Below are 26,300 nucleotides of genomic sequence, written 5' to 3' on the forward strand. Positions count from 1 at the left end.
TGCTCCTTAATTACTTCTTAGCTGCTTCAAGAAGTTCGATGAAATGATCGAACAGTGGGGCACAGTCGTGTGGACCTGGGCTGGCTTCAGGGTGACCCTGGAAGCTGAATGCCGGCTTGTCTGTACGGTGGATACCCTGGTTAGTACCATCGAACAGTGAACGGTGGGTAACACGCAAGACTGCTGGCAGGTTGCTTTCATCCACTGCGAAGCCGTGGTTTTGCGAGGTAATCATCACTGTACCATCTTCGATGTTTTGTACAGGATGGTTGGCACCGTGGTGACCGTGCGCCATTTTCATGGTTTTTGCGCCAGAAGCCAGAGCAAGAATCTGGTGACCTAAACAGATACCAAACACAGGGAGATTGGTGGTTTCAACAATAGTTTTTACAGCTTCAATTGCATAATCACAAGCAGCTGGGTCGCCAGGGCCGTTCGACAGGAACACGCCATCTGGATTTAACGCAAGTACGTCAGCAGCAGGGGTTTGTGCAGGCACAACGGTCAGTTTACAGCCGCGGTCTGCCAGCATACGCAGGATGTTGGTTTTGACACCGTAGTCGTATGCAACCACATGGAATTTAAGTTCAGGTTGAGTAAAGCCTTTGCCAAGTTCCCATGAGCCTTCGGTCCATTCAAAACCGTTCGGGTCACAGCATTCTTTTGCAAGGTCTAAACCGTTTAAGCCGCCAAATGCACGTGCTTTTGCAATTGCTTCTTCTTCAGTGATATTTTCACCAGCCAGAATACAACCGTTTTGCGCACCTTTTGCACGTAAAATACGAGTCAGTTTACGCGTGTCGATATCGGCAATGGCAACCACATTGTGTTGCTTCAGGTAATCCGCTAAAGACTGTGTAGAACGGAAGTTGCTATGCAATAAAGGCAAATCACGAATGATTAATCCGTTGGCCCATACTTTATGAATACGACCAGATTCTGCGTCTTCTTCATTACAACCTGTGTTACCAATATGCGGGTAAGTTAAAGTCACAAGTTGCTGTGCATAACTCGGGTCAGTCAAAATTTCTTGATAGCCAGTCATGGCAGTGTTAAAAACGACTTCACCAGTCGTACTACCCGATGCACCGATTGACGTTCCTTTGAAGATCGTACCGTCGGCAAGGGCTAAAATGGCGGGGGTGCTCAAACCAAAGCTCCTGAAATTTAGGCTGTAAAAAAGCGAGTAGACGAAAAAAAAGGAAGGCTACTATACAACCTACCCTCCTCACATCTGCTCGCTTGAACTTAACAGCGCATTATACGCACCAACTCTGAAAAAGTCCACGTTCTTGAAGCGGAATATCCAATAAAAAAGTATTCTTTTGGTGCAAAAGCATGTTTGTCACGCAATGTCACAGAAATGTAAGCATTTAATAATTGTCTAACAAATCAAAACTTAAATTTTATCTGTTTCTACTATGCTGTGGTCTTTCATAATAACAGGCGGGTGAACGGCAATGACAGCAGAACAAAAACAGCCAGCGGCTAAAAACTCCTTAAAAGACGTGGTGGCAGAAGGCACTGAAAAGCTTGAACAGGCAGCGCAAGAGGCCAAGCAGCAGGTTACTGAAGCAGTCGGGGAGACCCAGGAAAAACTGCAGACCGAAGCGAAAAAATTTAATGGCAGCGTGCAGGAGCAGCTCAGTCAGCTCAAGAAGGAGCTACTGCAGAAAATTGAATCGCTCAAGGGGCATTTTGGCAGCTCACAAAAAGATCTTGGTGAACTAAAAGAGTTCGTGAAAACCGAGTTTAATGCGGTGATTGAAGATTTGAATAAAATTGGCAAAGAGCTTAAAGCCGATGTCAGCCAGATTTCAGTCAAGCATAAAGACCAGTTAACTGAAACCTTCAAGCGCTCCAAAGAACATACCTTGGAAACCTGGAAAAAAGTTGTACCAGCAAAAGAGGCGGCACCTGCTTCTGAAACCGACACCACCCTTAAAAGCTAAGGCGTGTTGTAGCGGGTGCGTGCGATGCAGGCAATAAAAAAGTGAGGTCATGTGCCTCACTTTTTTATACTGCGTTTTAGTTCAGACATAATGCCTAGAACTGATGCAGCCAATCGCGCTTGTTATGAAAATCGGCCTGTGGACTGCTGTGCTGCATGGCGTAATAGTGTTCACCTTCAGAAGTGTTTAACACGGCAGTTAAACCAATGAACAGATCCGACCACTTTAATTTATGCTTGGCCATGAATTCGCCCAAGTCCAGACTGACATTCAGTCCATAATGGGTGCGTTTCAGCTGGTTGAGCTCAATATCATAGGCGGCTTGCGGCGGCATATCTTCCGGATAGCGATATTCCTCAAACTGATAGGCCTGCCAGGCTTGAGATGGAGAAAGATTAATTTCACGATAAAAATCTTCCCCATGAACCCCAATAAACACTTCAAAACAGGTGTTCTGCCAGAGAAAATCCTGACGCGGATGCGCAGACACCAGATCGGGCCACTGCACATACTGGTTCGGATCACGCAGCCAGTAACCAATATTCAGGTTAAACGGGCTTTGCTGCTCAATCGCCCCGACCAGGGAGATGGCCTGAAAACGGCGATCAAAAGCACTCAGTTCATAACTTGCCATAAGGAAAAATTATTTTGCCAGATGCGCGTGACGAACCAGGTTCGATAATTTTGGATTTTGCGGTTTGGCTTTTTTATACAGCAGGGCAATTTTACCAATGGTCTGTACCACTTCTGCACCAGTCGCTTCTGCAATTGCCTCAATTACAGCTGCACGTGCTTCACGGTCTTCACCGCCAATTTTCACTTTAATCAGTTCGTGGTCGTTTAACGCACGCGTGGTTTCTTCAATGACATTTTCAGTAAGCCCTTGTCCGCCAATCATCACAACCGGATTGAGTGCATGACCGATTTGACGTAAACGCTTGCGTTCCTGAATAGATAAAGCCGCCATAAAAATAACCTGATTTTAAAAACGGCTTAGTATAGCAAATCCCAATTTGAAACGCTGTAAAATCTGCGCAAATAATCGATGCAAATAATAGAAAAAATCACACCCTCTACGTCCATTTAACTACACATCTGTACTGCAAGCGCGGCAATTTTCACGTACAATTATAAATTAGAAGGTTTTTAATATTTAGAGAGTTATGGCAACACGCATTACCAACCAGAAATTATCCAAAAGTAGTCGTGCGTGGATGAGAGAGCACCTGGATGACCCTTTCGTGAAAAAAGCCCAGAAGGAAGGTTATCGTGCGCGTGCTGCGTATAAACTGCTAGAGATTCAGGAAAAATATAAAATTATCAAACCCGGCATGACGGTGGTCGATCTGGGGGCTGCGCCCGGCAGCTGGTCGCAAATTGCCGGCAAACTGGTCGGTGACAAAGGGCTGGTGATTGCATCGGATATTTTGCCTATGGATGCCTTACCAGATGTGACCTTCCTGCAAGGTGACTTCCGTGAGGAAGAAGTTTTTGAAAAATTGTTAAATATTTTAAATGGCCGGACTGTAGACGTTGTAATTTCCGATATGGCCCCCAATACATCAGGTAATAGAGCAGTAGATCAGCCACGACAAATCTATTTATGTGAACTGGCTTTGGACTTTGCGCAAAAAGTGCTGGGGCCAAACGGACAGTTTGTTGTGAAGGTGTTCCAGGGTTCTGGCTTCGATGAATTTCGCAAACAGGTCGTCGACAGCTTCGATGTATTAAAGACTGCAAAACCGGCAGCTTCTCGTGCACGTTCGAAAGAAGTGTTTTTGATCGGACAGGGCCGGAAGAAGGCATTCAAATAAAGTTTACTTGCCAAGCCGTTAAAAATTGTGCATTTTGTACGTTTTTAAGAGTTTTGTAGGCTGATCTTCAGCTTTAACATTAAGGTCACCCTGTAAAGGGCATGATCAAATTAGATTGATATGGGAATAAAGCTTTGAGCGATCTCTTCAAGAATGCCGTATTGTGGCTAATTATACTTGGTGTACTGATTCTGATTTTCAGTAACATCAATGGCAGTGATAAGCCAACGTCAATGAACTATTCCGAGTTCGTTGCGGCGGTGGATGCTGGTCAAATTAAAAAAGTTACAATTGATGGCGAAAGAATTAGTGGTGAAAAAGCCAATGGCTCACCATTTGAAAGTATTCGTCCGGCGGTTCAAGATCCTGAACTCATGCCGAGCCTCATTGAAAACAACGTTGTTGTTGAAGGTACTGCACCTCAACGTCAAGGTTTGTTGATGCAGTTGCTGATTGCAAGTTTCCCTGTGCTCTTAATCATTTTGTTATTCATGTTCTTTATGCGCAACATGGGTGGCGGTGCAGGCGGTAAGAACGGTCCGATGAGCTTCGGTAAGTCAAAGGCAAAAATGCTGTCTGAAGACCAGATTAAAGTCACCTTTACTGATGTTGCGGGTTGTGATGAAGCAAAACAGGAAGTCGTGGAAATCGTTGACTTCCTGAAAGATCCGGCCAAATTCAAACGTCTGGGGGCAACTATTCCTAAGGGCGTCCTGATGGTGGGTCCTCCGGGTACGGGTAAAACCCTGCTTGCAAAAGCGATTGCAGGTGAAGCGAAAGTTCCATTCTTCAGTATTTCAGGTTCTGACTTCGTAGAAATGTTCGTGGGTGTCGGTGCATCTCGTGTCCGTGACATGTTCGAGCAGGCGAAACGCCACGCGCCATGTATTATCTTTATTGATGAGATTGATGCGGTCGGTCGTCACCGTGGTTCAGGTACTGGTGGTGGTCACGATGAGCGTGAGCAGACCTTAAACCAGATGCTGGTCGAAATGGACGGTTTTGAAGGCAACGAAGGTATTATCGTCATTGCCGCAACCAACCGTGCCGATGTACTGGATAAAGCTTTATTACGTCCAGGTCGTTTTGACCGTCAGGTGATGGTGGGCTTACCCGATATTAAAGGTCGTGAGCAAATCTTGAATGTTCACCTGAAAAAATTGCCTTCAACCACAGGTGTGGATGTAAAAGTCCTTGCACGTGGTACACCGGGCTTCTCGGGTGCACAGTTGGCCAACTTGGTGAACGAAGCAGCGCTATTTGCTGCACGTCGTAACAAGAACACGGTCGACATGCATGACTTTGAAGACGCCAAAGACAAGCTGTACATGGGTCCTGAACGTAAATCGATGGTGATTCGTGAAGAAGAACGTCGTGCGACGGCTTATCATGAAGCAGGCCATGCCATTGTGGCGGAAATGCTGCCGGGTACGGATCCTGTGCATAAAGTTACGATTATGCCGCGTGGTTGGGCGCTGGGTGTAACCTGGCAGTTGCCTGAGTTTGATCAGACCAGCCATTACAAAGACAAGATGCTGAAAGAAATTTCAATCCTGTTTGGTGGTCGTATTGCTGAAGAAATTTTCATTAATCAGCAATCTACCGGTGCATCGAACGACTTTGAGCGTGCAACCAAAATGGCACGTGCCATGGTGACCAAATACGGTATGTCGGACAAACTAGGCGTGATGGTTTATGAAGATGATTCACAGCAATCCTTCATGGGCAGCCTGGGTAGCCGGACCATTTCTGAAGCGACACAGCTGGAAGTGGACCGTGAAGTGCGCCGCATTCTGGATGAGCAATATAAAGTGGCCTGGGATATCTTGGAAAACAACAAAGAGATTGCCCATGCCATGGTAAAAGCGCTGATGGATTGGGAAACCATTGATCGTGAGCAGATTCGTGACATTATGGAAGGCCGTGAACCACAGCCACCAAAAGTATATGTTGCAGAAAATCCGGTGATTGATGTAACCCCAAGCAATGGTCCAAGCACACCACCACCATTGCCAGCCAACTAAGAATATTTTAAGAAAACCACCTTCGGGTGGTTTTTTTATGCATGAAATTTGCATGTATTTATGGGTACCTGACCCAATTGGTTAGATGAAAGGTCTATGCAAGCCATAAACCCGGACAGGAGAAAAGACAACAATTAAAGATTGTAGAAATTTTTATCCTTTGTCATATTAAAAACGCAATAAAAATACCACGTGCCACAAGCACACACATGCTATTCACCACAGACCACAAGTACAGGGTGAACAGGGGATTCTCAACATGAATAACCAATCTAATCCAAGCGCGTTAAAAGCTGCGCCTCTACCATCGATGCATCCGCTTAAACATAGTTATATGGATGACAGCCTAGCACTGTTCTCAGGAACGCTGTTTGTCGGAATTACCCTGATTCTGTATGAACAGGCAGGTCTGCTGACCGGGAGTACCGCAGGGATTGCTTTTGTGCTGCACTATGCAACTGGCTGGTCGTTTAGTTTGCTGTATTTTCTGATTAATCTGCCGTTTTACTGGTTTGCGTGGCGCAGACTGGGCAAAAGCTTCACGCTGAAAACCTTTATTTGTGTGGCCTTACTTTCTTTATTGACCTATATTGTGCCGCAATATCTGGACATTCATTATTTGCATCCACTTTTTGCCGCCATTGCTGGCGGCTTAATGCTGGGAACCGGTATTCTGTTTTTGGCCCGGCATCAATCGAGTTTGGGTGGCGCCACCATCTTGTCGCTGTATTTGCAAGACAAAGCTGGCATCAGTGCCGGTAAGGTACAAATGGCCATTGATTGTGTGGTCGTTGCATTGGCTTTTGGGGTGATGCCATATCAGCAGGTGTTGTGGTCTATCTTGGCAGCGGTGATTATGGGTATCTTTTTGGCCCTCAATCATCGGCCGGGGCGTTATCAGGGTCAGTCATAATCTCCTGTCTTTAATAGGGGATCTATCAGCTGTTTTGTCGGACGAAAAAAATGATCCCTTTTGTGAAATTAAGCCGACTGTCCAAGCTGTTGCAATATGCAAATAAGCCGCAGTTTGACATCTAAGGCTTTACTTTACTGAATTATCCATAAGACAATATTTGCCTTATTGTGAATGAGGAGAAAAACATGCAGCTGATGCCATTACCGCAGCGTCAATGGAGCTTTGGAGCTTTAACTTTGGATCTGTCTCAGCCGCATGTGATGGGAATCTTGAATGTAACCCCGGACTCGTTTAGTGACGGGGGGCAGCACAATGAAAAAGAGCAGGCGATTGCCCGTGCCAAACAGATGATTGCTGAAGGTGCCACCGTCATTGATGTGGGGGGTGAATCGACCCGTCCCGGCGCAGCGGTGGTGGAAATTGATGAAGAAATCCGCCGGGTGGTGCCTGTGGTCGAGGAGCTGGCCAAACTGGATGTGGTGATTTCAATTGATACTTCACAGCCGGAAGTGATTCGTGCGGCAGTAGCGGCCGGTGCACATATCTGGAATGATGTGCGGGCTTTAACCCGTCCTCAGGCGCTGGAAACCGCAGCTGAATTAAATATTCCGGTGATCATCATGCATATGCGCGGTGAGCCAACCACCATGAATAATCTGGATCAATATGAAGATGTCACTACAGATGTTATTCGTGAACTCTCGCAACGGGTTCAGGATGCACTGGATGCCGGGGTCAAGGCTGAAAACATTATGATTGATCCGGGCTTTGGTTTTGCCAAAAATGTCCAGCAAAATCTGCAATTGCTAAATGAGTTCCATAAACTGACTGACATGGGTTATCCAATTTTATCTGCCTTGTCGCGTAAACGTTTTATTGGCAGTGTGCTGGATGCCGCAGAGCCACAGCAACGTGCAGTTGGTTCAGCCACTGCGCATTTGCTGAGTATTCAGCAGGGTGCCTGTATGGTGCGCGCGCATGATGTGAAAGCTACCGCCGATGCCATTAAAATCTGGCAGGCGATGCAATTGGCTTAAGGGCTGCTCTATACCAGCCTGCTTTATATCATATAGGTATTCAAATCTCGCTCAGTTTGGCTTTTCAGGGGCTTTGTGCTATATAGCCTGTCTTGAATTTGACCTTTTGTAGTTTTGAGTGCCTGTATGTTTACAGATTTACTTCTCCCCATGTTTGACGATGACTATTATCCCGATATTCTGGTCGCTGAAATCAAACAGTCCATTGAACAGTTTGCGAAAAAAGTCGCCAAGCCGAATTTGTCCGAGGCGGATATTTATCACTTCGCCCATGAAACGGTAAGTGTCATCAACAAGATGAAACCACAATTTGAAGATCTGGACTCATCACTGGATGATACTGCGGCGGACTATATTGCCGAAGCGATGATGATGGTGCTGCAAGATGCCGGCTATTTCGAGCTGGAAATGGAAGAGCTGGTATCGAATCGAGAGTGGTAAGCCGCTCTCTTTTTTTATAATGGGGTGATCTGGGTTTGAGATGATTCTATCGCTCAATCTTACAGAGTGTACAGTAAATAGCAGCTCTGTTTCGGATATGCTTTAGTCCTCTCATCTACCTGCAAGACCTACTCAGCAGGTTGCTTTGCTGTACGGGCGTTTCTTGATCATATTAAATGCTTGATTCATCGGCGGCATAAATGCTTGAAAAACAGCTTGGCAAGGTGAGTAGGGTGACCTGATATTTCATCCTTCTTTTTATATTTCTTCTCTTTCTATTCAATCTGTTTTATTAAATTTCGGGCATAAAAAAACCAGCTTGACGCTGGGTAATTTATTGCACCATTTTAAGATCTATTAAAATGGTGCCCGAGGCCAGACTCGAACTGGCACGCTTTGAGGGCGGGGGATTTTAAATCCCCTGTGTCTACCGATTTCACCACTCGGGCATGTGCGCAATAATAGAGGAGGATGGAAAACTTGGCAAGTAAATTTGCTTACAATTGCTTTCTTTTCAAGCAAATCATTGTATTAGCCTAAACTCTCGGCAGGGAAGGAAACGACTGTCATCATTTTTTCATCAAAATGAGATCAAAGCTAAACCTCGGTTTTCTAAGGTAGATCAAATAAAAACAACAGGAAAACCGTATGACAACGCACATGAACCGTCGTGAACTGATTCAAAAAACCATTGCTGGTTTTGGGGCACTGTCTTTGCCACTCAGCTTAACTGCCTGTGGCGATGATGATCCAGAGCATCCATCTCCTGATGCGCCACAAATACAATTTTTACATGGTGTGGCCAGTGGTGACCCATTGGCAGACCGGGTGATTCTATGGACCCGTCTTAGCCCCGAAGATACGGCTATGCGTCTGGAAGTACAGTGGGAAATCGCGACCGATCAGGCGTTTCAGCACATTGTAAATACGGGCAAAGTGCTGACCACACAGGCGCAGGACTTTACCGTCAAAGTTGATGCAGACGGTTTAGAAGCCAATCAGACCTATTTCTACCGTTTCCGCTATGGCGCGCAAAGCTCACCGGTAGGCCAAACCAAAACCTTGCCGCTTGATACTGCTGCTGTAAAGTTTGCGGTCTGTTCCTGCTCCAACTATCCGGCCGGTTATTTCCATGTCTATAAGGAAATGGCCAAGGAAAATCTGGATGTGGTCATCCATCTGGGTGATTATATTTATGAATATGGCGCCGATGGTTATGCCACTGAAGATGCGGAAAAACTGGGACGTACCTTGGCCGCAGATAACAATCAGGAAATTATCCGTTTAGATGATTATCGCAAGCGTTATGCCTTATATCGTGGGGATACCGACTTACAGGCGGTGCATCAGCGCCATCCGTTTATTGTAATCTGGGATGACCACGAGCTGACCAATGATACCTGGATGGAAGGGGCGGAGAATCATCAGGACAACGAAGGTGATTTCTTTGCACGCAAGTTGGCTGCATTGCAGGCCTATTTTGAGTGGATGCCAATTCGTCCGGTCTCTGAAAATGACCATCTGAATATTTATCGCCAGTTTAATTTCGGTCAGCTGGTGCAGTTAAATATGCTGGATACGCGGGTATTGGCGCGTCACAAGCAGCTGGATTATGCCCATTATTTAACCGCGATCGGTCTGGATGCCGCCCGATTTAGCGCAGATTTAACTGACACTAACCGTACCTTGCTTGGCCGTACTCAGTTTACCTGGTTGGCGCAGCAGCTGACCCAATCTCAGGCCATCTGGAATGTGCTGGGGCAACAGGTGCTGATGGCGAAAATGCTGATTCCGGCGGAAATCTTGCAGGTGCTCGGGCAAATCACCAGTGGTCAGGCAACCGTAGAGACCTTGGCCAATGTCGAGCGGATGCTGGTAGAACTGGTGACGCTAAAAAGCCGTTATTTACAGGGCGATCCCACTTTAACCGCACAGGAAAAAGCCCGTATTCTGACCGTGGTGCCGTATAACCTGGATGCTTGGGATGGCTATGCTTACGAGCGTGAAGCACTGTATAGCATATTGGGTCAACTGGGTAAAAAAGTGGTGGTGCTGGCGGGCGATACTCATAATGCCTGGTCTGCACAGCTGTATGATGCCCAGCAGAACTTTGTCGGGGTGGAGCTGGCCACCAGTTCGGTGTCCTCTCCGGGGATGGAAAAATATCTGCAGATTCCGGCGGCCAAGCTATACGAATTTGAATTTGCCTTTAATACCCTGATTGATGAGCTGAGTTATTGCAACCTGAATCAGCGAGGTTATCTGACCGTCAGCTTTACGGCAGATGAGATGCTGGCCGAGTGGAAATTCGTGAACACGGTCAAAGCAGCAGATTATCAACTGGATGATGCGCGTTATCACCGTCTGCAATACACGCCGGCTCTGGTGGAAATTAAAGACCTGCCGGCCAGTGCTTAAACCCTGTTTCTATAAAAAAACCGGGATTGTCCCGGTTTTTTTATTGGCTGATTTCGTTGAGATAACTGTCCAGATCAATAAATTTAATCTGCTGCGCAAACTTGTGTTCAACCTGCATGATTTGCTGATGCAGATTGGCATATTTCATCCGCTGTACCGCCAGGTCTGCATAGCGTGCCGAACTTTTGGGATAAAAGTACATTTTTAGGTGGGTATTACGAAGCTGACGATATGACCAGTACGCTGCACGGCGAATCTGCTGCAAACAGTATTGCTGTTCTGGTGTAGCCTCATGACGAAACAGGTTTTCTTTATAAAAACGTACAAAGCCAAAACTCAGGGCAAAAAAGAACAGTATCCCTTGCAATAGCACGCTTTGCCAGTAATAGACATTTAGCGCCTGCACTAAAATCACGATCGCCAGTTTGATTGGGGTATGGCGGAGCATGCGATATAAGGCCGCTGCACTGTGTTTGAGTTGATAAATCACATAGGGTGTCGTGAGCATCAACAGCAACATGAGCGCTAAAATTGCCATACTTTTGCTTTGTGCGGCATCAAACTGTGGCAAGTGCTGCTGAATCACATCTGCAAGGACCATCGACAGCGGAATAAAAATCAGCAGGGCCAGCACCCAGGGGAGGATTTCTTTCCACTCATCCAGCATGCCTTTGATTTTTATTGCGCCATACAGCAGAAAATTGCGTTTAAATGCAGCCGGATGGTGTTGTTGTAGCTGTTGTAGAAAAAGCAGGGGCTGTTGTGGGGTCATGGACAGGGTCAACGCAGAAGCTAAATTGCAGGCATAAAAAAACCAGCTTGACGCTGGATTCTTTACTGCACCATTTTAAGATCTGTTAAAATGGTGCCCGAGGCCAGACTCGAACTGGCACGCTTTGAGGGCGGGGGATTTTAAATCCCCTGTGTCTACCGATTTCACCACTCGGGCATTTTTACCAAGATTGGAGGCGGAGGTCGGAATCGAACCGGCGTCCACGGAGTTGCAGTCCGCTGCATGACCACTCTGCCACCCCGCCACGTCTTGGTGATGCACATATTAGCAAGCTCTGGAAAAAAAACAATACTATAAATCGCGCATATGCACATAAATTCGGCATATGAAAGAAAATTGCCTAAATTATCATGTATTATTTGCAAAATTGATTCCTATCAACATTTGGAGATGTGCCGTGGCATTAGTTTTGGATGGTCGTGCATTAGCAAAGCAAATTGAAGCTGACTTGTTAACACGCGTAGAAGCATTAAAGGCGAAAACAGGTCGTACCCCAATTCTGGCGACTATTTTGGTAGGTGACGACGGTGCATCTGCAACTTATGTACGTATGAAAGGGAATGCCTGCCGCCGTGTCGGTATGGACTCTTTAAAAATCGAGCTTCCACAGGAAACCACCACTGAGCAGTTACTGGCTGAAATTGAAAAACTCAATGCCAATCCTGATGTACACGGTATCCTGTTACAGCATCCGGTACCGGCACAAATTGATGAGCGTGCCTGCTTCGATGCCATTTCACTTGAAAAAGATGTCGATGGTGTGACTTGTTTGGGTTATGGTCGTATGGCGATGGGTGAAGCGGCCTATGGTTCGGCAACACCAGCGGGCATCATGACTATTCTGAAAGAAAACAACATCGAAATCGCGGGTAAACATGCAGTGGTGGTTGGTCGTTCGGCTATTCTGGGTAAACCAATGTCGGCGATGCTGCTAGAAGCCAATGCAACTGTAACCACCTGTCACTCACGCACACAAAACCTGGCTGAATTCGTGAAGCAGGCAGATATTATTGTGGGCGCAGTTGGTAAAGCTGAACTGATTCAGAAAGACTGGATTAAGCCAGGTGCAGTGGTCGTTGATGCGGGCTTCCACCCACGTGAAGGCGGTGGTGTTGGTGATATCCAACTCGTTGGTATCGAAGACATCGCTTCTGCTTACACACCAGTGCCAGGTGGTGTTGGTCCGATGACGATTACAACCTTGATTCGTCAAACCGTAGAAGCGGCTGAGAAGGCTTTGGGTTAATAAATTGACCTCTCCCTGACCCTCTCTTGCGCTTCGATTTAAAAGCAGTGCTTTAAATCTTGCTCAGGAGAGGGAAAATTCATTGTAAAAATAATGGATACTCCTTCTCTTGCGCCGTATACGGCTCAGGGAGAAGGTTGGGATGAGGGTAAAACCTCTAACATCAGATTTTTGCTGAAATACATAAAGAATAAAAAACCAATGAGCTGCACCTTTCAATTTCCTAAAGCCCCTGAACATCTATTAAGTGCTTTGCATGATGTGATTCCACATTGTGAACTGCAGGCACAGCAATTGCCTGAAACACCGATTTCACTTTGGTTGATTCCGCCGGTTTTTCCCACCGATAAACTCGATGATGAAGTCATCCGCCGGATCTGGAATGATACGCCGTACTGGATTTTCTGCTGGGCCTCAGGATTGGCCATGGCGCAGTGGTTGCTGGCTGAACCACATCATGTGAAAAATAAAGTGGTGCTGGATTTTGGCGCAGGTTCAGGTGTGGTGGCGATTGCTGCCAAAATGGCAGGTGCCAAGCGGGTGATCTGCTGTGATATTGATCAGGTCAGTCTGGATGCCTGTCGGGCCAATGCCGAACTTAATGGCGTCGAGCTGGAATATCTGGATGATCTCTACAAAGCCGAGCAGGTTGATGTACTACTCGCAGCGGATGTGCTATACGATCAATGCAACCGTTTTTTCCTGGATGAGTTTTTAAAATTTGCCCCAGAAGTGTGGGTGGCGGACAGCCGGGTGAAAAACTTTAGCCATCCCAAATATGAAAAGCTGGATGAGCGTAGTGCCACCACTTGGCCCGATTTAGATGAGTCGCCCGAATTTCGTAATGTCAGTTTTTATAAGACGCTGTAAACAGCGTCTTTTTTATTGGCTTGCAGAAGCTTAAGAGCAGGTATAGCGCACCACAGTTAAAGTGCTTGGGCGGGCAGTGAGGGCATCACGTGTGGCCGGATTTTCACTGCTGTGCAGGCCAGGGGTATTCGACAGGCTAAAGGTGGCACGGGTATCGCCAATTTGACGTCCTGGAGCAGTAAGATTATTACCGGCCGCCGGGTTGGCAATTTCATTGACGCTGAGAATATTTAATTTAAAGACTTTATTGCTGGCCAGCACTTTCTGGCAGGCACGTTGTAGGCGCTGTTCATCTAATTGCTGATTGTTGCGTGTTGCAAGGGTGTAAGCCAAGGTGGCTGTGCTGTCAGTGCGGCTTTCGATCTGATAACCGACATTGCCATTAAATTCGCGTGGCCCACTCTGGCAGGCAGTGAGCAGGGTAACCGTACAGGCAAGTCCTAAAAGTTTATAAGTATTGTTCATCGCTATTATGGCTCATGATCTCTAATTTATACTTTCAAGTATGCCATAAAAGCCTGACCTGGGGACGACTGCTTTCCTCAATGATGTGTTGAAATTTATTGCCGGTAAAATGTAGCGTGTATAGGCAGGCAATAAAAAAGGCCGCTTTCGCGACCTCTTTCATGTTAATCAGCAATTAAGCAGATTTAACCGCTTCTAAAAGCTCAGCTTGACGTTTTTTCAATGCTTCTGGTAAACGATCACCCAGTTTATTGAATAACTCAGTGTGGCTTTCCAGTTCTTTGATCCATTGATCTTTGTCTTGTGCAGTCACGGTTTCAAATTGCTCTTTAGAGAAATCTAAACCAGTCCAGTTCAGCTGTTCGTAAGTTGGAACGCGGCCAATTGGAGTGTCTACAGCATCTGCACGACCTTCACAACGGTCAATGATCCACTCAAGTACACGCATGTTTTGACCGAAACCAGGCCATACGAAGTTGCCTTCAGCATCACGACGGAACCAGTTCACGTTGTAGATACCAGGCAGTTTGTTACCTGCAGCTTCAGCTTTCGCACCCACTTTCTCACCCATTTCTAACCAGTGAGAGAAGTAGTCCGCCATGTTGTAACCCGCGAATGGCAGCATTGCGAATGGGTCACGACGAACGATACCTTGTTGACCAACCGCAGCAGCAGTGGTTTCAGAACCCATGGTTGCCGCTTTATACACGCCATCAACCCAGTCAAATGCTTCTGAAATTAGAGGCACTGTGTCTGCACGGCGACCACCGAAGATGAATGCAGAGATTGGAACACCTGCTGGATTTTCCCAGTCAGCATCAATTGAAGGACATTGACCTGCAGATACGGTGAAACGCGCGTTTGGATGCGCTGCTTTTTCTTCACCAGTATGTGGTTGACCTTTCCAGTTGGTCAGGTTTGCAGGTGCTTCTTTAGAAAGACCTTCCCACCATACTTCGCCATTGTCAGTCACAGCAACGTTGGTATAGATCACGTCTTTGTGCAGCGTCGCCATACAGTTCGGGTTAGTTTTGGTGTTTGTACCAGGTGCTACACCGAAGAAACCAGCTTCAGGGTTGATTGCGTATAGACGACCATCTTCACCTGGTTTGATCCAGGCAATATCGTCACCTACAGTTTCAATCTTCCAGCCTTCATAACCAGCTGGTGGAATCAGCATCGCGAAGTTGGTTTTACCACATGCAGATGGGAATGCCGCTGCGATGTAGTGTTTTTCGCCTTGAGGATTGGTCACGCCAAGAATCAGCATGTGTTCAGCTAACCAGCCTTGTTGACGACCCATGAACGATGCAATACGTAACGCCAGGCATTTTTTACCTAACAATGCGTTACCGCCGTAACCTGAACCGTAAGACCAGATTTCACGTGTTTCTGGATAGTGCACGATGTATTTTTCTTTGTTGCAAGGCCATGCAACATCTTTTTCACCTTCGGCAAGCGGAGCGCCTACAGTGTGTACACATGGAACGAATTCGCCATCTGTACCTAATACGTCATAAACAGCTTTACCCATACGAGCCATTTTAGACATGCTGACTGCAACATAAGGAGAGTCAGTTAACTCGATCCCGATGTGTGCAATGTGTGAACCGAGTGGACCCATTGAGAATGGAACCACATACAGCGTACGACCTGCCATTGAACCGTCAAATAAACCGTTCAATTTTTCGCGCATTACTGCAGGCGCTTCCCAGTTGTTGGTCGCACCGGCATCTTCCTGGTTTTCAGAGCAGATGTAAGTACGGTCTTCAACACGAGCTACGTCAGAAGGATCAGAGTTTGCAAGATAAGAACCAGGGTGAGTTTCTTGGTTAAGCGCTTGCATTGTGCCGTTAGCGATCATCAAGTCGATATAACGTTGATATTCTTCTGCGCTACCGTCACACCATTCAATTTTTGCTGGTTTTGTTAATTTAGCAATCTCTTCCACCCAAGCAATAAGCTTAGGGTGACGAACGAATTCTGGTGCGTTCACTTGGGTCATGGTGAGGCCTATCTAAAATGTGTACAAACTGTTGTACAAAGTACAATCTGAGAGATGAAATGAACCGCTCAGATGAAATATGAAAAAAAAGTGGCTGTATTAAAGCACAAAATGACGAAAAAAATAAGACTAAAGGACTAAAGGAATTATTTTGGTAGTTAATGCAATCTAAATGATAAGTTTATAAAAAACAAAAAGATAATGTTTAAATAAGGGGGTGTCTTATTTATTTTTTATATTTATGTATATTATTTAATTTATTTATTTCTTTTTAAAACAATAATTTATATCTAAATTTTTTCTGAGAATCATTATTGATTAAATAAATGGTGGTAATTCGATTTTTACATAAAGGTGCTTTAAATTTCCACTTAATTGGCTGAAATTAGAACAAATGCTTTAAAGATGTGGACAAAATGTCTGAACAATTCAAGCCATTGTCTATTGTGTATAACAAAAAATCAGGCTTTCATGCGACCCATAAAACCGAGGTATATGAAGAGCTGATTCAGATTTTTTCCCAATACGGTTTTGAAATCCAGTCCTTTGATATCGAACAGTATTCTAGTTTTGATGAATTAATGGCGCAGGTATTTTTACGTCATCAGGACCCGGACAATTATGGCGTGGTGGTAGCTGCAGGAGGAGATGGCACCTTGAATGCCGTGGCCGCCAAACTGCTTCATACCGATATTCCCATGGGCATTTTACCTTTAGGTACCTTTAACTATGTGGCCCGCGTATTTGATATTCCGGTGGATATTATTCAGGCAGCGCATGTGATTGCAACCGGCCGGCCACGCAAGGCGCATATCGCGCGGATCAATGAACATATCTATTTAAACAATGCCAGCCTGGGGCTATATCCTTTATTTATCCAGAAACGGGAGCTGTATAACCGCTATCTGGGTCGCTTTCCTTTACATGCCTATACCTCCGGTCTGGATGTAATGATTCGCCATCGCAAGGAGCTGAAATTAAAAGTTGAAGTCGATGGCAAGCTGTTTCCGGTGAAAACTCCGCTGGTATTTTTTGGCAATAACCAGCTGCAATTGTCGGAGATGAATTTGCGTATTGCTGCAGCGGTGGCACAGGGCAAGGTGGCCGGCATTGTGGTGGCGAAAAGCGATAAGCTGACCCTGTTTAAAATTTTATGGCAGCTGGTGAAAGGGGAAATTGAACAAGCGCCCGATGTATATACTTTTGCTGCAGATCAGGTGGTGATTCATGCACAACTAAAAACCATGCAGGTGGCCATTGATGGTGAAATTGTCCGGATGCGACCACCGCTAATAGTCACAGTGGAAAAAAATGCCTTAAATATGATGGTGCCTTATGATTCTGCATCTGTCTGACTTGCATTTTGGCACCGAAAAGCCGGTCTGCATGGCAGCCATCCGGCAATTTTGCCTGGAGCATCAGGCTGAAGCGATAGTGGTCAGTGGTGATTTAACCCAGCGTGCGCGTTTTAAACAGTTTTATGACTGTAAGCAGTTTCTCGACAGCCTGGAGCGGCCGTATCTGGTGGTGCCGGGCAATCATGATATTCCGCTATTCGATTTATGGACCCGTTTTGTCAATCCATTTGCGCGTTATCAGCTGTTTTTTGGCAAGATGGAAACTGTGCTGGAAACCGAGCATTTTTTTCTGATTGGTTTAAACAGTATCCGGCGGCGTTACCATACCCGCGGGCATATTTCGCTGGCGCAAATCCAGCTGGTCGATCAGATTCTGGCCGCGGCGCCGGCGCATAAAATCAAGCTGATTGCTGCGCATCAACCGTTTTATACCCCGCCGGATGATCCGCATGGGGTAAAAGACTGTCCAATGCTTGGCAAAATGGCGCTGGAAAGCTGGAGTCAGCATGGCCTGTTCGGGCTGTTGCATGGTCATCTGCATCAGTCCGCAGTCTATGATTTAAACCAGATTTATCATTTGCAGGCCAGTCATCCGGTGCTGGATATTCATGCCGGCACGGCGCTGTCTTATCGTCTGCATCATCGTTTTAATAACAGCTTTAATGTGATTCATGACAGCGGTGAAATTCAGGCCTATTTTTTTAATGAACGCACACAAAAATTTGAACCGTATTAGAAATATGGGGAATAAAGCGACAGTGGTCTGATGGCTGGCGAAAAAAAAGACAAAAAACAGATTTTTTTTCATTTTTCCCCTTGAAGCGTTTTTTTCCATCCCCACAAAAGTGACATCTAAAATTCATTTTGATGATGACCAAAGGAATAAATAAGTCGTCATCAGTTATCTAACGAAGACTTAGTCTGATGGAGTTATTTATGAGCAACATTCGTCCATTACATGACCGTGTAGTAATTCGTCGTGTCGAAGAAGAAACAAAAACTGCTGGCGGCATTTTATTGCCAGGTTCTGCTGCTGAAAAACCTGCTCAGGGTGAAATCATTGCAGTTGGTAATGGTCAAATCACAGACAATGGCGTACGTGCATTAGATGTGAAAGTTGGCGATAAAGTATTGTTTGGTACCTATGCCGGCACCACTGTAAAAGTAGACGGTGAAGAACTGCTTATTATGAAAGAGTCTGACATTTTAGCTGTTTTAGAAGGCTAATTTCTCACTAACTCAATGGTTATCAGATTTAGTTAAGATTTAAAATTGGAGTAAATCATGTCAGCTAAAGACGTAAAATTTGGTGATTCAGCTCGTAGCAAAATGATTGCGGGTGTCAACATTCTTGCAGATGCAGTGAAAGTAACTTTAGGTCCTAAAGGCCGTAACGTGGTGATCGACCGTTCTTTCGGCGCACCGCACATCACTAAAGATGGTGTTTCTGTTGCGAAAGAAATCACGTTAAAAGACAAGTTCGAGAACATGGGTGCGCAACTGGTTCGTGAAGTGTCTTCTAAAACCAATGACATTGCAGGTGACGGTACCACAACTGCAACTGTATTGGCGCAAGCCATCCTGAACGAAGGCATCAAGTCAGTGACTGCGGGTATGAACCCAATGGACTTGAAACGCGGTATCGACATCGCGGTGAAAACTTTAGTGGCTGAAATCAAATCAACTGCACAACCTGCATCTGATTCGAAAGCAATTGAACAAGTCGGTTCGATCTCTGCAAACTCTGACACCACTGTAGGTGCTTTAATTGCACAAGCAATGGAAAAAGTGGGCAAAGAAGGCGTAATCACTGTTGAAGAAGGTTCAGGCTTTGAAGATGCGCTTGACGTTGTAGAGGGTATGCAGTTTGACCGTGGTTATATCTCTCCATACTTCGCCAACAAACAAGATACATTGACTGCTGAACTTGAAAACCCGTTCATCCTGCTGGTAGACAAGAAAGTCAGCAACATCCGTGAACTGATTACGGTTCTTGAAGCAGTTGCAAAAACCGGTAAGCCACTATTAATTATCGCTGAAGATGTTGAAGGTGAAGCGCTTGCAACGCTTGTTGTGAACAACATGCGCGGCATCATCAAAGTATGTGCGGTGAAAGCACCTGGCTTCGGTGACCGTCGTAAAGCAATGCTGCAAGACATCGCGATTTTAACTGGTGGTACTGTGATTTCTGAAGAAATCGGTATGCAGTTAGACCAAACAACGCTTGAACACTTAGGTACTGCACACAAAGTAACTGTATCTAAAGAAAACACCGTGATTGTGGATGGTGCGGGTAACGCAGGCCAAATCGCTGAGCGTGTTCAACAAATCCGTGCGCAAATCGAAGAATCGACTTCTGAATACGATAAAGAAAAATTTCAAGAACGCGTTGCTAAATTGGCAGGCGGTGTAGCAGTGATCAAGATCGGTGCTGCAACTGAAGTTGAAATGAAAGAGAAAAAAGACCGCGTAGACGACGCGCTTCATGCAACTCGCGCTGCAGTTGAAGAAGGTGTGGTTGCTGGTGGTGGTGTTGCACTGGTACGTGCTGCCAAAGCACTTGACGGTGTAACAGGTGCCAACGATGACCAAAACGTAGGGATCAACATCCTGCGCCGTGCAATCGAAGCGCCGCTTCGTCAAATCGTGGCAAACGCAGGTGATGAACCATCTGTTGTGATCAACGCTGTGAAAAATGGTGAAGGTAACTTCGGTTATAACGCTGCAAGTGGTGAATACGGCGACATGCTTGAAATGGGTATTCTTGACCCAGCGAAAGTAACCCGTTCTGCACTTGAGCATGCTGCATCTGTTGCGGGCTTAATGCTCACAACTGAGTGCATGATCACTGAAATCCCAGAAGAAAAACCAGCAATGCCTGACATGGGCGGCATGGGTGGTATGGGCGGCATGATGTAATACATCTGCTGGTCATTCGATCATAAAAATCCCCGCAATTGCGGGGATTTTTTTATATGCAGGTCAATAAAAAACACAATGCAGTAAAACTAAACTTAATGCATAAAAAAGTAAGAAATAGATAAATGGTTCAAAAATAATTAAATGTATGATGAGCTTTTGTATTAAATTGGTAGGGCTTAATGATTAAGCTGGGGGAGAGATGAAAGAACAAGAACACCAGATCATTGGGTTAATTTATGATGCCGCGATGGATACGCGTTTATGGCCGCAAGTAATTGAAGCCATTGTGCACTACACCAACAGTAAAACCGCGATTTTTACCGCTCTGGACCAGTTAAGTCCAAGTTATGACTTTGTGCATACCTATAACATTCCGCAAGCCTGTATTGATGCCTATCAGGACGAACGGATTAAAGTCATTGATATGAAACTGCATGCGCCGTTATGGCAGCAAATCGGGGTGGGGGATACTATTGAACAAAACTTGCAGTCCTATGGCCAGATGCCAGGCACAGATGAATATATCTTTTATGAGCGCTGTCTGGAACCAACCGGGATTTGTCATATCGCAGCTGTTTTACTCGATCAGGGGCAACATCGTTGGGCGGTCTTGGGTATTCACCGGGTGCCCGATGCTCAGCCTTATAGTCCGGAAGAGCATGAATTTCTTAAGCGGATCGGTAAGCATTTACGCCGGGCACTACAAATTCATCGGCAGCTTTGTCAGGCCAAGCAGCAGAAACTGGCTTTAGGCCATATTTTAGATCACTTAAAAACGGGCGTGCTGCTACTCGATCAGCAGTCCTGTTTAATCTATTCTAATAAAAAGGCTCAAGCAATTCTTAATCGCTCCAGCCTGATTGAGCTGGACTGTTATAATCATTTAAAAGTGGGCCGCGGCTTTCAGGCCAAACTCGATCAGCTCATTGAGGGGGCAGGTTCGAATTTAAGTCAATGGAACAAAGAGCCGGGTGGGGTTATGGCCTTGTCTGCTCCAGATCAGACGACATTAATGCTCACCATTATTCCTTTTAATTTAAGCCAGCTAAAGAATACTGAAGGACTACCAGAACAGGCCTATGTCGCGGTTTTTGTGACTGAAACCGAGCAAAAATATTATTTAGCTGCAGATTTTTTAAAACAGCAATATCACTTGTCAAACCGGGAAATTGAGTTATGCGAGTTATTTATTAATGAGCATGATTTAGAAAAGATCGCTGAATATTGTCAGCTCAGTTTAAGTACCGTTCGAACCTATTTTAAAAATATTTATGCAAAAACCCAGTGTAATTCACAGGCCGAGTTAATTCATTTACTGATGGGCATTACCGTAAATTTTGAGCATATCGTATAGGCTGTTTTGTTTGAGAGTAGAAAAAAGACGCATGCCGCGTCTTTTTTAATATATGAGAATTTTTACTGTTTTAAAAACAGGTCTGCAGCCTGACGTCCTAGTCCAGGATCATCTGTAAAGACACCATCAACACCGGCTTTAAAGAAGATTTCAAACTCGGCCAACGCCCCTGTTTCACACTTCTCAGCAGGATTTGGACTACAATCGAGGCGATCAGGTAAAAAATCATTTTCTGGGCGCAAGGTATAAGGATGTACTTTCAGGCCCTGTGCATGTGCCAGACTCACAAAATTGGTGATTACTCCCTGATTACTGACGATATAGGTTTTACTTGGTCCCACACCATCAGCATATTGCGCAACCGTTTTAAGTCCTTCTGCACTGGCCAATTGACCATAAGTAGTCCCCAGACCTGCTTTTAGTGCATCAGCAGGCTGAGAACTCTGTCCGCTGTAGAGCTGAATGATTTTTGCATGTTGCAAGGTGTTTAAACGATCTAGCTGACTGCGTAGATATTGCAGATTTTTAACTTCAAAAGATTGTAGATAGACTGGGGCAATACTTCGCGAATATTCATATTTCGCCAAGCTACTCAATAAACGGTCTTCCATGGCCATATTTAAATCCTGGAAATAGGTTGGGTGTTTAGTCTCAATATACAGCCCAATAATTTTTCCTGTTTTTTGATAGTGCTGATCAGCCAGTTCAATAATTTCTTCTATCGTCGGCACTAAAAACTGATCATTATATTGAGTGTTTTGTGGCCGAATATCTGGAATACGTTCGCGGGCTTTCAGCTGCTTCAGTTCACTTAAGGTGAAGTCTTCGGTAAACCAGCCTGTTAAGCTGACTCCATCAATGATTTTGGTGGTTTTACGATCTGCAAATTGTGGCAGTTCACTGACATTGGTCGTACCGCCAATTTCATTTTCATGACGAGCAACCAAATAACCATCTTTGGTTGGAACCAGATCAGGCTCAATAAAATCTGCACCATCCTCAATGGCTTTTTGATAAGCCTCCAAGGTATGTTCAGGACGCAAGGCGCTAGCGCCTCGATGTCCGACAATAATAATTTCAGGTTCAACATAGGCCGGTGGTGTCGGCGTTGGAGTGGGATTATGCGTTTGATTATCACGATCATCACTATTACAAGCAGTTAAAGTGAGAATGCTGGTCAGTATCAGTGTTTTTCTTAGCATGCGGTCCTCTGATGATGCTGCTATTTTATTTGACGCATGCGTAGTGTTGAAGGAAAAACTTGCATTCTCATGACAGGTTGCAAAATAGCGACAATGTAAATGATGCTAGAGCGAGATAAATCTTTTATCTCCACATTTTCTCCTTATTTTTCGTTCAACACATCTTTATGTAATATTTTCTTGTATTTTTGGCTTTAGTCACTGAATATCAATATAAATTTGCTAGGGTAAAGCGCCTTCAGAAGTGCTCAACCAAATCTTGGCTCAACCCCATCATGTGACCAAATCTATGCTGTCAAAATTTTTTATTGAACGTCCTATTTTTGCTGGAGTCCTGGCCATTATTGTCATGGCGTTTGGTATTTTTTCCACTTTAGGTTTACCGGTCGAGCGTTATCCGGATATTGCCCCGCCTCGCATTACCGTGAGTGCCACTTATACTGGAGCTTCGGCAGAAACAGTGGAGGAGAGCGTGACCCAGGTGCTGGAGCAGCAGATTCGAGGGCTGGATCATCTGCTGTATTTTAGCTCGAGCAGTGATTCTTCGGGGCGCAGCCGTATCAGTATCAGTTTTGAAAATGGCACAGACCCAGATACCGCACAGGTGCAGGTGCAAAATGCGATTAACAGCGCCATTAACCGTTTGCCTGAAGATGTACAGCGCCAAGGCGTGAATGTGTTCAAATCTCTGGGTGATACCCATATGGTCATCGGTTTGTATGACAGCGCTGGTCACAGTTCCAATATTGAACTGTCCGATTATATGATGACCCATCTGGAACAGGATCTGGCGCGTATTGAAGGCGTGGGTGAGGTGGATGTCTTCGGTTCGCAATATGCCATGCGAATCTGGTTGAATCCTTTAAAACTGAAACAGTATGCCTTGATGCCAAGCGATATTCGGGCCGCTGTTGAAGCCCAGAATACCCAGGTGGCAGCCGGCAGTATTGGCGATTTACCCACCGCAACCGATCAGTATTTAAATGCCAAAGTCACCTCCGGTTCACGTTTAAAAACTGTCGAAGAATTTGAAAATGTAATTTTAAAGTCGGCCCAGGACGGCAGTTTTGTTTATTTAAAAGATGTGGCGCGGGTCGAGCTGGGGGCAGAAAATTATCAGTCCTTTAATACGATTAACGGCTATCCTTCAGCTGCGCTGGGCATCTCCCTGGCCTCTGGCGCCAATGCACTGGCGACCTCGGCTTTAATCCAGCAGGAAATTGATCATCTCTCCAAACAGTTGCCCGAAGGCTACAAGATAGTCTATCCACGCGATAATACGCCGTTTGTGAAGGAGTCGATGAAAGAGGTGGTAAAAACCCTCATTGAAGCGATTATTCTGGTGGTGATTGTGATGTTCCTGTTTTTACAGAACTGGCGCGCCACCTTAATTCCGACCATCACCGTACCGGTGGTGATTTTAGGTACCCTGACGGTGCTGTATGTGCTGGGCATGACCATTAATACCTTAACCCTGTTTGCGCTGGTACTGGCGATTGGCCTGCTGGTCGATGATGCAATTGTGGTCGTAGAAAACGTTGAACGTTTGATGCATGAGCAGCAGCTTTCGGCCAAACAAGCGGCAATCCAGTCGATGCAGGAAATTAGCGGGGCACTGGTCGGGATTACCTTGGTGCTGACCGCGGTGTTTATTCCGATGGCATTTTTTGGTGGCTCGACCGGGGTCATCTACCGTCAGTTCTCCATCACCCTGGTGGCCGCGATGTCCTTATCTTTGCTGGTGGCACTGATTTTAACCCCGGCCTTATGTGCCTTAATTTTAAAGCCAAAGCAGAAAACCGCCCGATGGGCCGCCTGGTTTAATCAGAAACTGGAAAATCTGAAACAGCATTATCTGCGTTCTTCAAGCTGGACCCTGCAACATCGCACCATCTGTCTGGTGATTTTTGTGGCTTTAATCGGGGTATTTGCCTTGTTCTATCGAGCCTTGCCGACCAGCTTTATTCCAAGTGAAGATCAGGGCATGCTCACGGTGCAATTTAAGTTGCAAGAAGGCGCGCCCCTGTCAAAAAGCCGTGAAGTTGGTGAAACGATTCGTGCCTATTTTATTGAACAGGAACAGGCCAATGTTGATCTAGTGATGATTCGCTATGGCCGTAACTTCTCCGGCACTGGCCAGAACTTGGGGCAGGGCTTTATTGCGCTGAAACACTGGGATGATCGTCCGGGCAGTGACAATGCTGCGCAGGCAATTCGTGAGCGGGCCATGCAGCATTTCCAGCGTCATCCAGATGCGCAGATTATGATTGGGATGCCGGCCTCGGTGCGCGGTTTAGGCCAGACCGATGGCCTGCAGTTTTGGCTGCGAGATTTAAATGGGCAGGGCCGTGATTATCTGGAGCAGCAATTCCAGAGCCTGCGCAGTCAGGCCGACCGTTATTCCAGCTTTGCCAATCTGGATAAAAAATCCAATCCGGAAAAAGCCGAGCTGAATGTCAATATTCATCAGAAACAGGCCATGGCCAATGGCCTGAGCCAAGGCGCGATTAACAGCACCTTGTCGGCGGCATGGGGCGGCAGTTATATCAATGACTTTATTGATCGTGGCCGGATTAAACGGGTGATTATGCAGGGTGATGCCGAGTTCCGTGCCACCCCGGAAGATTTGCAGGCCTGGTCGGTCCGTAATGCCAACGGGCAGATGGTGCCGTTTGGTAATTTCTCTACCCTGAGCTGGGGCGGCGGACCAGAAGTGGTGAACCGGTTTATGGGCTATACCGCACTGGAAATGGAAGCCGATACCGCAGCCGGTGCCAGCTCTGGTCAGGCCATGCAGGATATTCAGCAGCTGGTTGACCAGCAGGACGGTGTCGATCTGGCCTGGAGCGGCTTGTCCTTTGAAGAAAAGCAGTCCAGCAATCAGGCTTTATTGCTGTATCTGGTATCAATTGGTTTTATCTTCCTGTGTCTGGCAGCGCTGTATGAAAGCTGGACCATTCCAACTGCGGTGATGAGCGCGATTCCACTGGGTATTGGTGGTAATATCCTGTTCAGCTACCTGGCCGGGTTCCCGAATGATATCTATTTCCAGATTGCACTGCTGACCACCATCGGCCTGTCCTGTAAAAATGCGATTCTGATTGTCGAGTTTGCTTCGATGGCGCAGCAGCAGGGGCGCAGCGCCGTGGAAGCCGCACTGGAAGGAGCGAGTCTGCGTTTACGTCCTATTCTGATGACCTCGCTGGCCTTTGGGGCCGGGGTCATTCCGCTGGTATTTGCCTTTGGTGCCGGTGCGGTCAGCCGTCAGGAAATTGGCGTGAGTGTGCTGGGTGGGGTGATTTTCGGTACGGTTCTGGTGCTGATCTTTATTCCCTTTATGTATGTACTGGTGCGTTCGATCTTTAAACTGAAACAGGCCTGATCCGCCGGGTTTATACAGAGAAAAATGCTGCTGCTTCAGGGACACTGCGGCAGCACGCAGATGCAGTGCAAATCACTTTACATTTTAAAAAATAACCAAGA

At 46.0% G+C, this 26,300-nt stretch carries 22 protein-coding genes and 3 tRNA genes; 15 read left to right on the forward strand and 10 right to left on the reverse strand.

Features of this window, described 5'->3' with window-relative positions; all coding sequences use genetic code 11:
- Positions 1-10 precede the first annotated feature (10 nt).
- The gene (carA, locus tag FTT68_RS01070) at positions 11-1,150 is read right to left on the reverse strand and encodes a glutamine-hydrolyzing carbamoyl-phosphate synthase small subunit (RefSeq protein ID WP_005176309.1); all 1,140 of its coding nucleotides are present in this window, start codon (positions 1,148-1,150) and stop codon (positions 11-13) included.
- Positions 1,151-1,460: 310 nt separating this feature from the next.
- Here carA and FTT68_RS01075 point away from each other — a divergent pair, with 310 nt between their 5' ends.
- A complete protein-coding gene (locus FTT68_RS01075; RefSeq protein WP_160243447.1) occupies positions 1,461-1,952 on the forward strand; it encodes a hypothetical protein in 492 nt (163 codons plus the stop codon).
- Positions 1,953-2,046: 94 nt separating this feature from the next.
- On the opposite strand, the gene FTT68_RS01080 is transcribed toward FTT68_RS01075, so the two are convergent.
- A complete protein-coding gene (locus FTT68_RS01080) occupies positions 2,047-2,586 on the reverse strand; it encodes a DOMON-like domain-containing protein (RefSeq protein WP_075167187.1) in 540 nt (179 codons plus the stop codon).
- 9 nt (positions 2,587-2,595) lie between these two features.
- Positions 2,596-2,919, reverse strand: coding sequence for a ribosome assembly RNA-binding protein YhbY (gene yhbY / locus FTT68_RS01085; protein ID WP_005176314.1), 324 nt, complete (start codon positions 2,917-2,919; stop codon positions 2,596-2,598).
- Between the two features lie 196 nt (positions 2,920-3,115).
- On the opposite strand from yhbY, the gene rlmE reads away from it, so the two are divergent.
- From rlmE to FTT68_RS01110, 5 genes are all read left to right on the forward strand, one after another.
- Positions 3,116-3,766 (forward strand): 23S rRNA (uridine(2552)-2'-O)-methyltransferase RlmE, encoded by a 651-nt coding sequence (rlmE, locus tag FTT68_RS01090; RefSeq protein ID WP_005176316.1) that lies wholly within the window; start codon positions 3,116-3,118, stop codon positions 3,764-3,766.
- 134 nt (positions 3,767-3,900) lie between these two features.
- Entirely contained in the window at positions 3,901-5,790 is a 1,890-nt protein-coding gene (gene ftsH / locus FTT68_RS01095) for an ATP-dependent zinc metalloprotease FtsH (RefSeq protein WP_168398992.1), read from the forward strand.
- A 259-nt stretch (positions 5,791-6,049) separates the two neighbouring features.
- The gene (locus tag FTT68_RS01100; RefSeq protein ID WP_016659947.1) at positions 6,050-6,703 is read left to right on the forward strand and encodes a YitT family protein; all 654 of its coding nucleotides are present in this window, start codon (positions 6,050-6,052) and stop codon (positions 6,701-6,703) included.
- 188 nt (positions 6,704-6,891) lie between these two features.
- Positions 6,892-7,743 (forward strand): dihydropteroate synthase, encoded by an 852-nt coding sequence (gene folP / locus FTT68_RS01105; protein ID WP_180006792.1) that lies wholly within the window; start codon positions 6,892-6,894, stop codon positions 7,741-7,743.
- A gap of 126 nt (positions 7,744-7,869) precedes the next feature.
- Entirely contained in the window at positions 7,870-8,184 is a 315-nt protein-coding gene (locus tag FTT68_RS01110) for a DUF5713 family protein (RefSeq protein WP_016659949.1), read from the forward strand.
- A gap of 363 nt (positions 8,185-8,547) precedes the next feature.
- Here the strand turns inward: FTT68_RS01110 and FTT68_RS01115 are convergent.
- Positions 8,548-8,633, reverse strand: a tRNA-Leu gene (locus FTT68_RS01115).
- Positions 8,634-8,832: 199 nt separating this feature from the next.
- On the opposite strand from FTT68_RS01115, the gene FTT68_RS01120 reads away from it, so the two are divergent.
- Entirely contained in the window at positions 8,833-10,602 is a 1,770-nt protein-coding gene (locus FTT68_RS01120; protein WP_180006791.1) for an alkaline phosphatase, read from the forward strand.
- Between the two features lie 40 nt (positions 10,603-10,642).
- On the opposite strand, the gene FTT68_RS01125 is transcribed toward FTT68_RS01120, so the two are convergent.
- The 3 genes from FTT68_RS01125 to FTT68_RS01135 all read right to left on the reverse strand — a co-directional run bounded on the left by FTT68_RS01125 (position 10,643) and on the right by FTT68_RS01135 (position 11,639).
- Positions 10,643-11,374, reverse strand: coding sequence for a hypothetical protein (locus FTT68_RS01125; protein WP_005176329.1), 732 nt, complete (start codon positions 11,372-11,374; stop codon positions 10,643-10,645).
- A gap of 91 nt (positions 11,375-11,465) precedes the next feature.
- Positions 11,466-11,551 (reverse strand) — tRNA-Leu (locus FTT68_RS01130).
- A 14-nt stretch (positions 11,552-11,565) separates the two neighbouring features.
- Positions 11,566-11,639 (reverse strand) — tRNA-Cys (locus FTT68_RS01135).
- Positions 11,640-11,792: 153 nt separating this feature from the next.
- Between FTT68_RS01135 and folD the strand changes: the two genes are divergently transcribed.
- Both folD and FTT68_RS01145 read left to right on the forward strand, forming a co-directional pair.
- A complete protein-coding gene (gene folD / locus FTT68_RS01140; protein WP_005176331.1) occupies positions 11,793-12,641 on the forward strand; it encodes a bifunctional methylenetetrahydrofolate dehydrogenase/methenyltetrahydrofolate cyclohydrolase FolD in 849 nt (282 codons plus the stop codon).
- A gap of 201 nt (positions 12,642-12,842) precedes the next feature.
- Complete coding sequence (locus tag FTT68_RS01145; RefSeq protein WP_034597408.1) at positions 12,843-13,511, forward strand: methyltransferase; 669 nt, start codon at positions 12,843-12,845, stop codon at positions 13,509-13,511.
- Between the two features lie 30 nt (positions 13,512-13,541).
- On the opposite strand, the gene FTT68_RS01150 is transcribed toward FTT68_RS01145, so the two are convergent.
- Positions 13,542-13,976, reverse strand: a complete 435-nt coding sequence (locus tag FTT68_RS01150) for a hypothetical protein (RefSeq protein ID WP_005176335.1) — start codon at positions 13,974-13,976, stop codon at positions 13,542-13,544.
- Between the two features lie 175 nt (positions 13,977-14,151).
- Entirely contained in the window at positions 14,152-15,981 is a 1,830-nt protein-coding gene (locus tag FTT68_RS01155; protein WP_104470892.1) for a phosphoenolpyruvate carboxykinase (GTP), read from the reverse strand.
- A 416-nt stretch (positions 15,982-16,397) separates the two neighbouring features.
- Between FTT68_RS01155 and FTT68_RS01160 the strand changes: the two genes are divergently transcribed.
- The 5 genes from FTT68_RS01160 (at position 16,398) to FTT68_RS01180 (ending at position 21,615) form a co-directional block, all read left to right on the forward strand.
- Positions 16,398-17,336 (forward strand): diacylglycerol kinase family protein, encoded by a 939-nt coding sequence (locus FTT68_RS01160; protein WP_168389704.1) that lies wholly within the window; start codon positions 16,398-16,400, stop codon positions 17,334-17,336.
- Positions 17,317-18,075 carry a metallophosphoesterase gene (locus FTT68_RS01165; protein WP_127798940.1) on the forward strand — a complete coding sequence of 253 codons (759 nt, stop codon included), beginning with the start codon at positions 17,317-17,319 and terminating at the stop codon, positions 18,073-18,075. The genes FTT68_RS01160 and FTT68_RS01165 overlap by 20 nt, the downstream gene beginning before the upstream one ends.
- 200 nt (positions 18,076-18,275) lie before the next feature.
- A complete protein-coding gene (gene groES / locus FTT68_RS01170; RefSeq protein ID WP_004810787.1) occupies positions 18,276-18,566 on the forward strand; it encodes a co-chaperone GroES in 291 nt (96 codons plus the stop codon).
- A gap of 57 nt (positions 18,567-18,623) precedes the next feature.
- Entirely contained in the window at positions 18,624-20,258 is a 1,635-nt protein-coding gene (gene groL / locus FTT68_RS01175; RefSeq protein ID WP_180175116.1) for a chaperonin GroEL, read from the forward strand.
- Between the two features lie 202 nt (positions 20,259-20,460).
- Positions 20,461-21,615, forward strand: a complete 1,155-nt coding sequence (locus FTT68_RS01180) for a LuxR C-terminal-related transcriptional regulator (protein WP_180175117.1) — start codon at positions 20,461-20,463, stop codon at positions 21,613-21,615.
- 62 nt (positions 21,616-21,677) lie between these two features.
- On the opposite strand, the gene FTT68_RS01185 is transcribed toward FTT68_RS01180, so the two are convergent.
- Positions 21,678-22,817, reverse strand: a complete 1,140-nt coding sequence (locus tag FTT68_RS01185) for a glycerophosphodiester phosphodiesterase (protein WP_168398986.1) — start codon at positions 22,815-22,817, stop codon at positions 21,678-21,680.
- Between the two features lie 289 nt (positions 22,818-23,106).
- Between FTT68_RS01185 and FTT68_RS01190 the strand changes: the two genes are divergently transcribed.
- Complete coding sequence (locus FTT68_RS01190) at positions 23,107-26,199, forward strand: multidrug efflux RND transporter permease subunit (protein WP_168370418.1); 3,093 nt, start codon at positions 23,107-23,109, stop codon at positions 26,197-26,199.
- Positions 26,200-26,300 lie beyond the last annotated feature (101 nt).

The organism is Acinetobacter sp. Q85-2, from assembly GCF_013420555.1.
GTDB classification, from domain to species: domain Bacteria; phylum Pseudomonadota; class Gammaproteobacteria; order Pseudomonadales; family Moraxellaceae; genus Acinetobacter; species Acinetobacter indicus.

Coding starts and splice junctions, on each gene's coding strand:
- FTT68_RS01190 (WP_168370418.1), top strand. CDS start 23,107: ATGCTGTCAAAATTTTTTATTGAACGTCCTATTTTTGCTGGAGTCCTG.
- FTT68_RS01155 (WP_104470892.1), bottom strand. CDS start 15,981: ATGACCCAAGTGAACGCACCAGAATTCGTTCGTCACCCTAAGCTTATT.
- FTT68_RS01145 (WP_034597408.1), top strand. CDS start 12,843: ATGAGCTGCACCTTTCAATTTCCTAAAGCCCCTGAACATCTATTAAGT.
- FTT68_RS01160 (WP_168389704.1), top strand. CDS start 16,398: ATGTCTGAACAATTCAAGCCATTGTCTATTGTGTATAACAAAAAATCA.
- FTT68_RS01100 (WP_016659947.1), top strand. CDS start 6,050: ATGAATAACCAATCTAATCCAAGCGCGTTAAAAGCTGCGCCTCTACCA.
- FTT68_RS01120 (WP_180006791.1), top strand. CDS start 8,833: ATGACAACGCACATGAACCGTCGTGAACTGATTCAAAAAACCATTGCT.
- FTT68_RS01080 (WP_075167187.1), bottom strand. CDS start 2,586: ATGGCAAGTTATGAACTGAGTGCTTTTGATCGCCGTTTTCAGGCCATC.
- folP (WP_180006792.1), top strand. CDS start 6,892: ATGCAGCTGATGCCATTACCGCAGCGTCAATGGAGCTTTGGAGCTTTA.
- FTT68_RS01150 (WP_005176335.1), bottom strand. CDS start 13,976: ATGAACAATACTTATAAACTTTTAGGACTTGCCTGTACGGTTACCCTG.
- FTT68_RS01180 (WP_180175117.1), top strand. CDS start 20,461: ATGAAAGAACAAGAACACCAGATCATTGGGTTAATTTATGATGCCGCG.
- FTT68_RS01110 (WP_016659949.1), top strand. CDS start 7,870: ATGTTTACAGATTTACTTCTCCCCATGTTTGACGATGACTATTATCCC.
- FTT68_RS01165 (WP_127798940.1), top strand. CDS start 17,317: ATGATTCTGCATCTGTCTGACTTGCATTTTGGCACCGAAAAGCCGGTC.
- FTT68_RS01185 (WP_168398986.1), bottom strand. CDS start 22,817: ATGCTAAGAAAAACACTGATACTGACCAGCATTCTCACTTTAACTGCT.
- yhbY (WP_005176314.1), bottom strand. CDS start 2,919: ATGGCGGCTTTATCTATTCAGGAACGCAAGCGTTTACGTCAAATCGGT.
- FTT68_RS01075 (WP_160243447.1), top strand. CDS start 1,461: ATGACAGCAGAACAAAAACAGCCAGCGGCTAAAAACTCCTTAAAAGAC.
- rlmE (WP_005176316.1), top strand. CDS start 3,116: ATGGCAACACGCATTACCAACCAGAAATTATCCAAAAGTAGTCGTGCG.
- groL (WP_180175116.1), top strand. CDS start 18,624: ATGTCAGCTAAAGACGTAAAATTTGGTGATTCAGCTCGTAGCAAAATG.
- FTT68_RS01125 (WP_005176329.1), bottom strand. CDS start 11,374: ATGACCCCACAACAGCCCCTGCTTTTTCTACAACAGCTACAACAACAC.
- groES (WP_004810787.1), top strand. CDS start 18,276: ATGAGCAACATTCGTCCATTACATGACCGTGTAGTAATTCGTCGTGTC.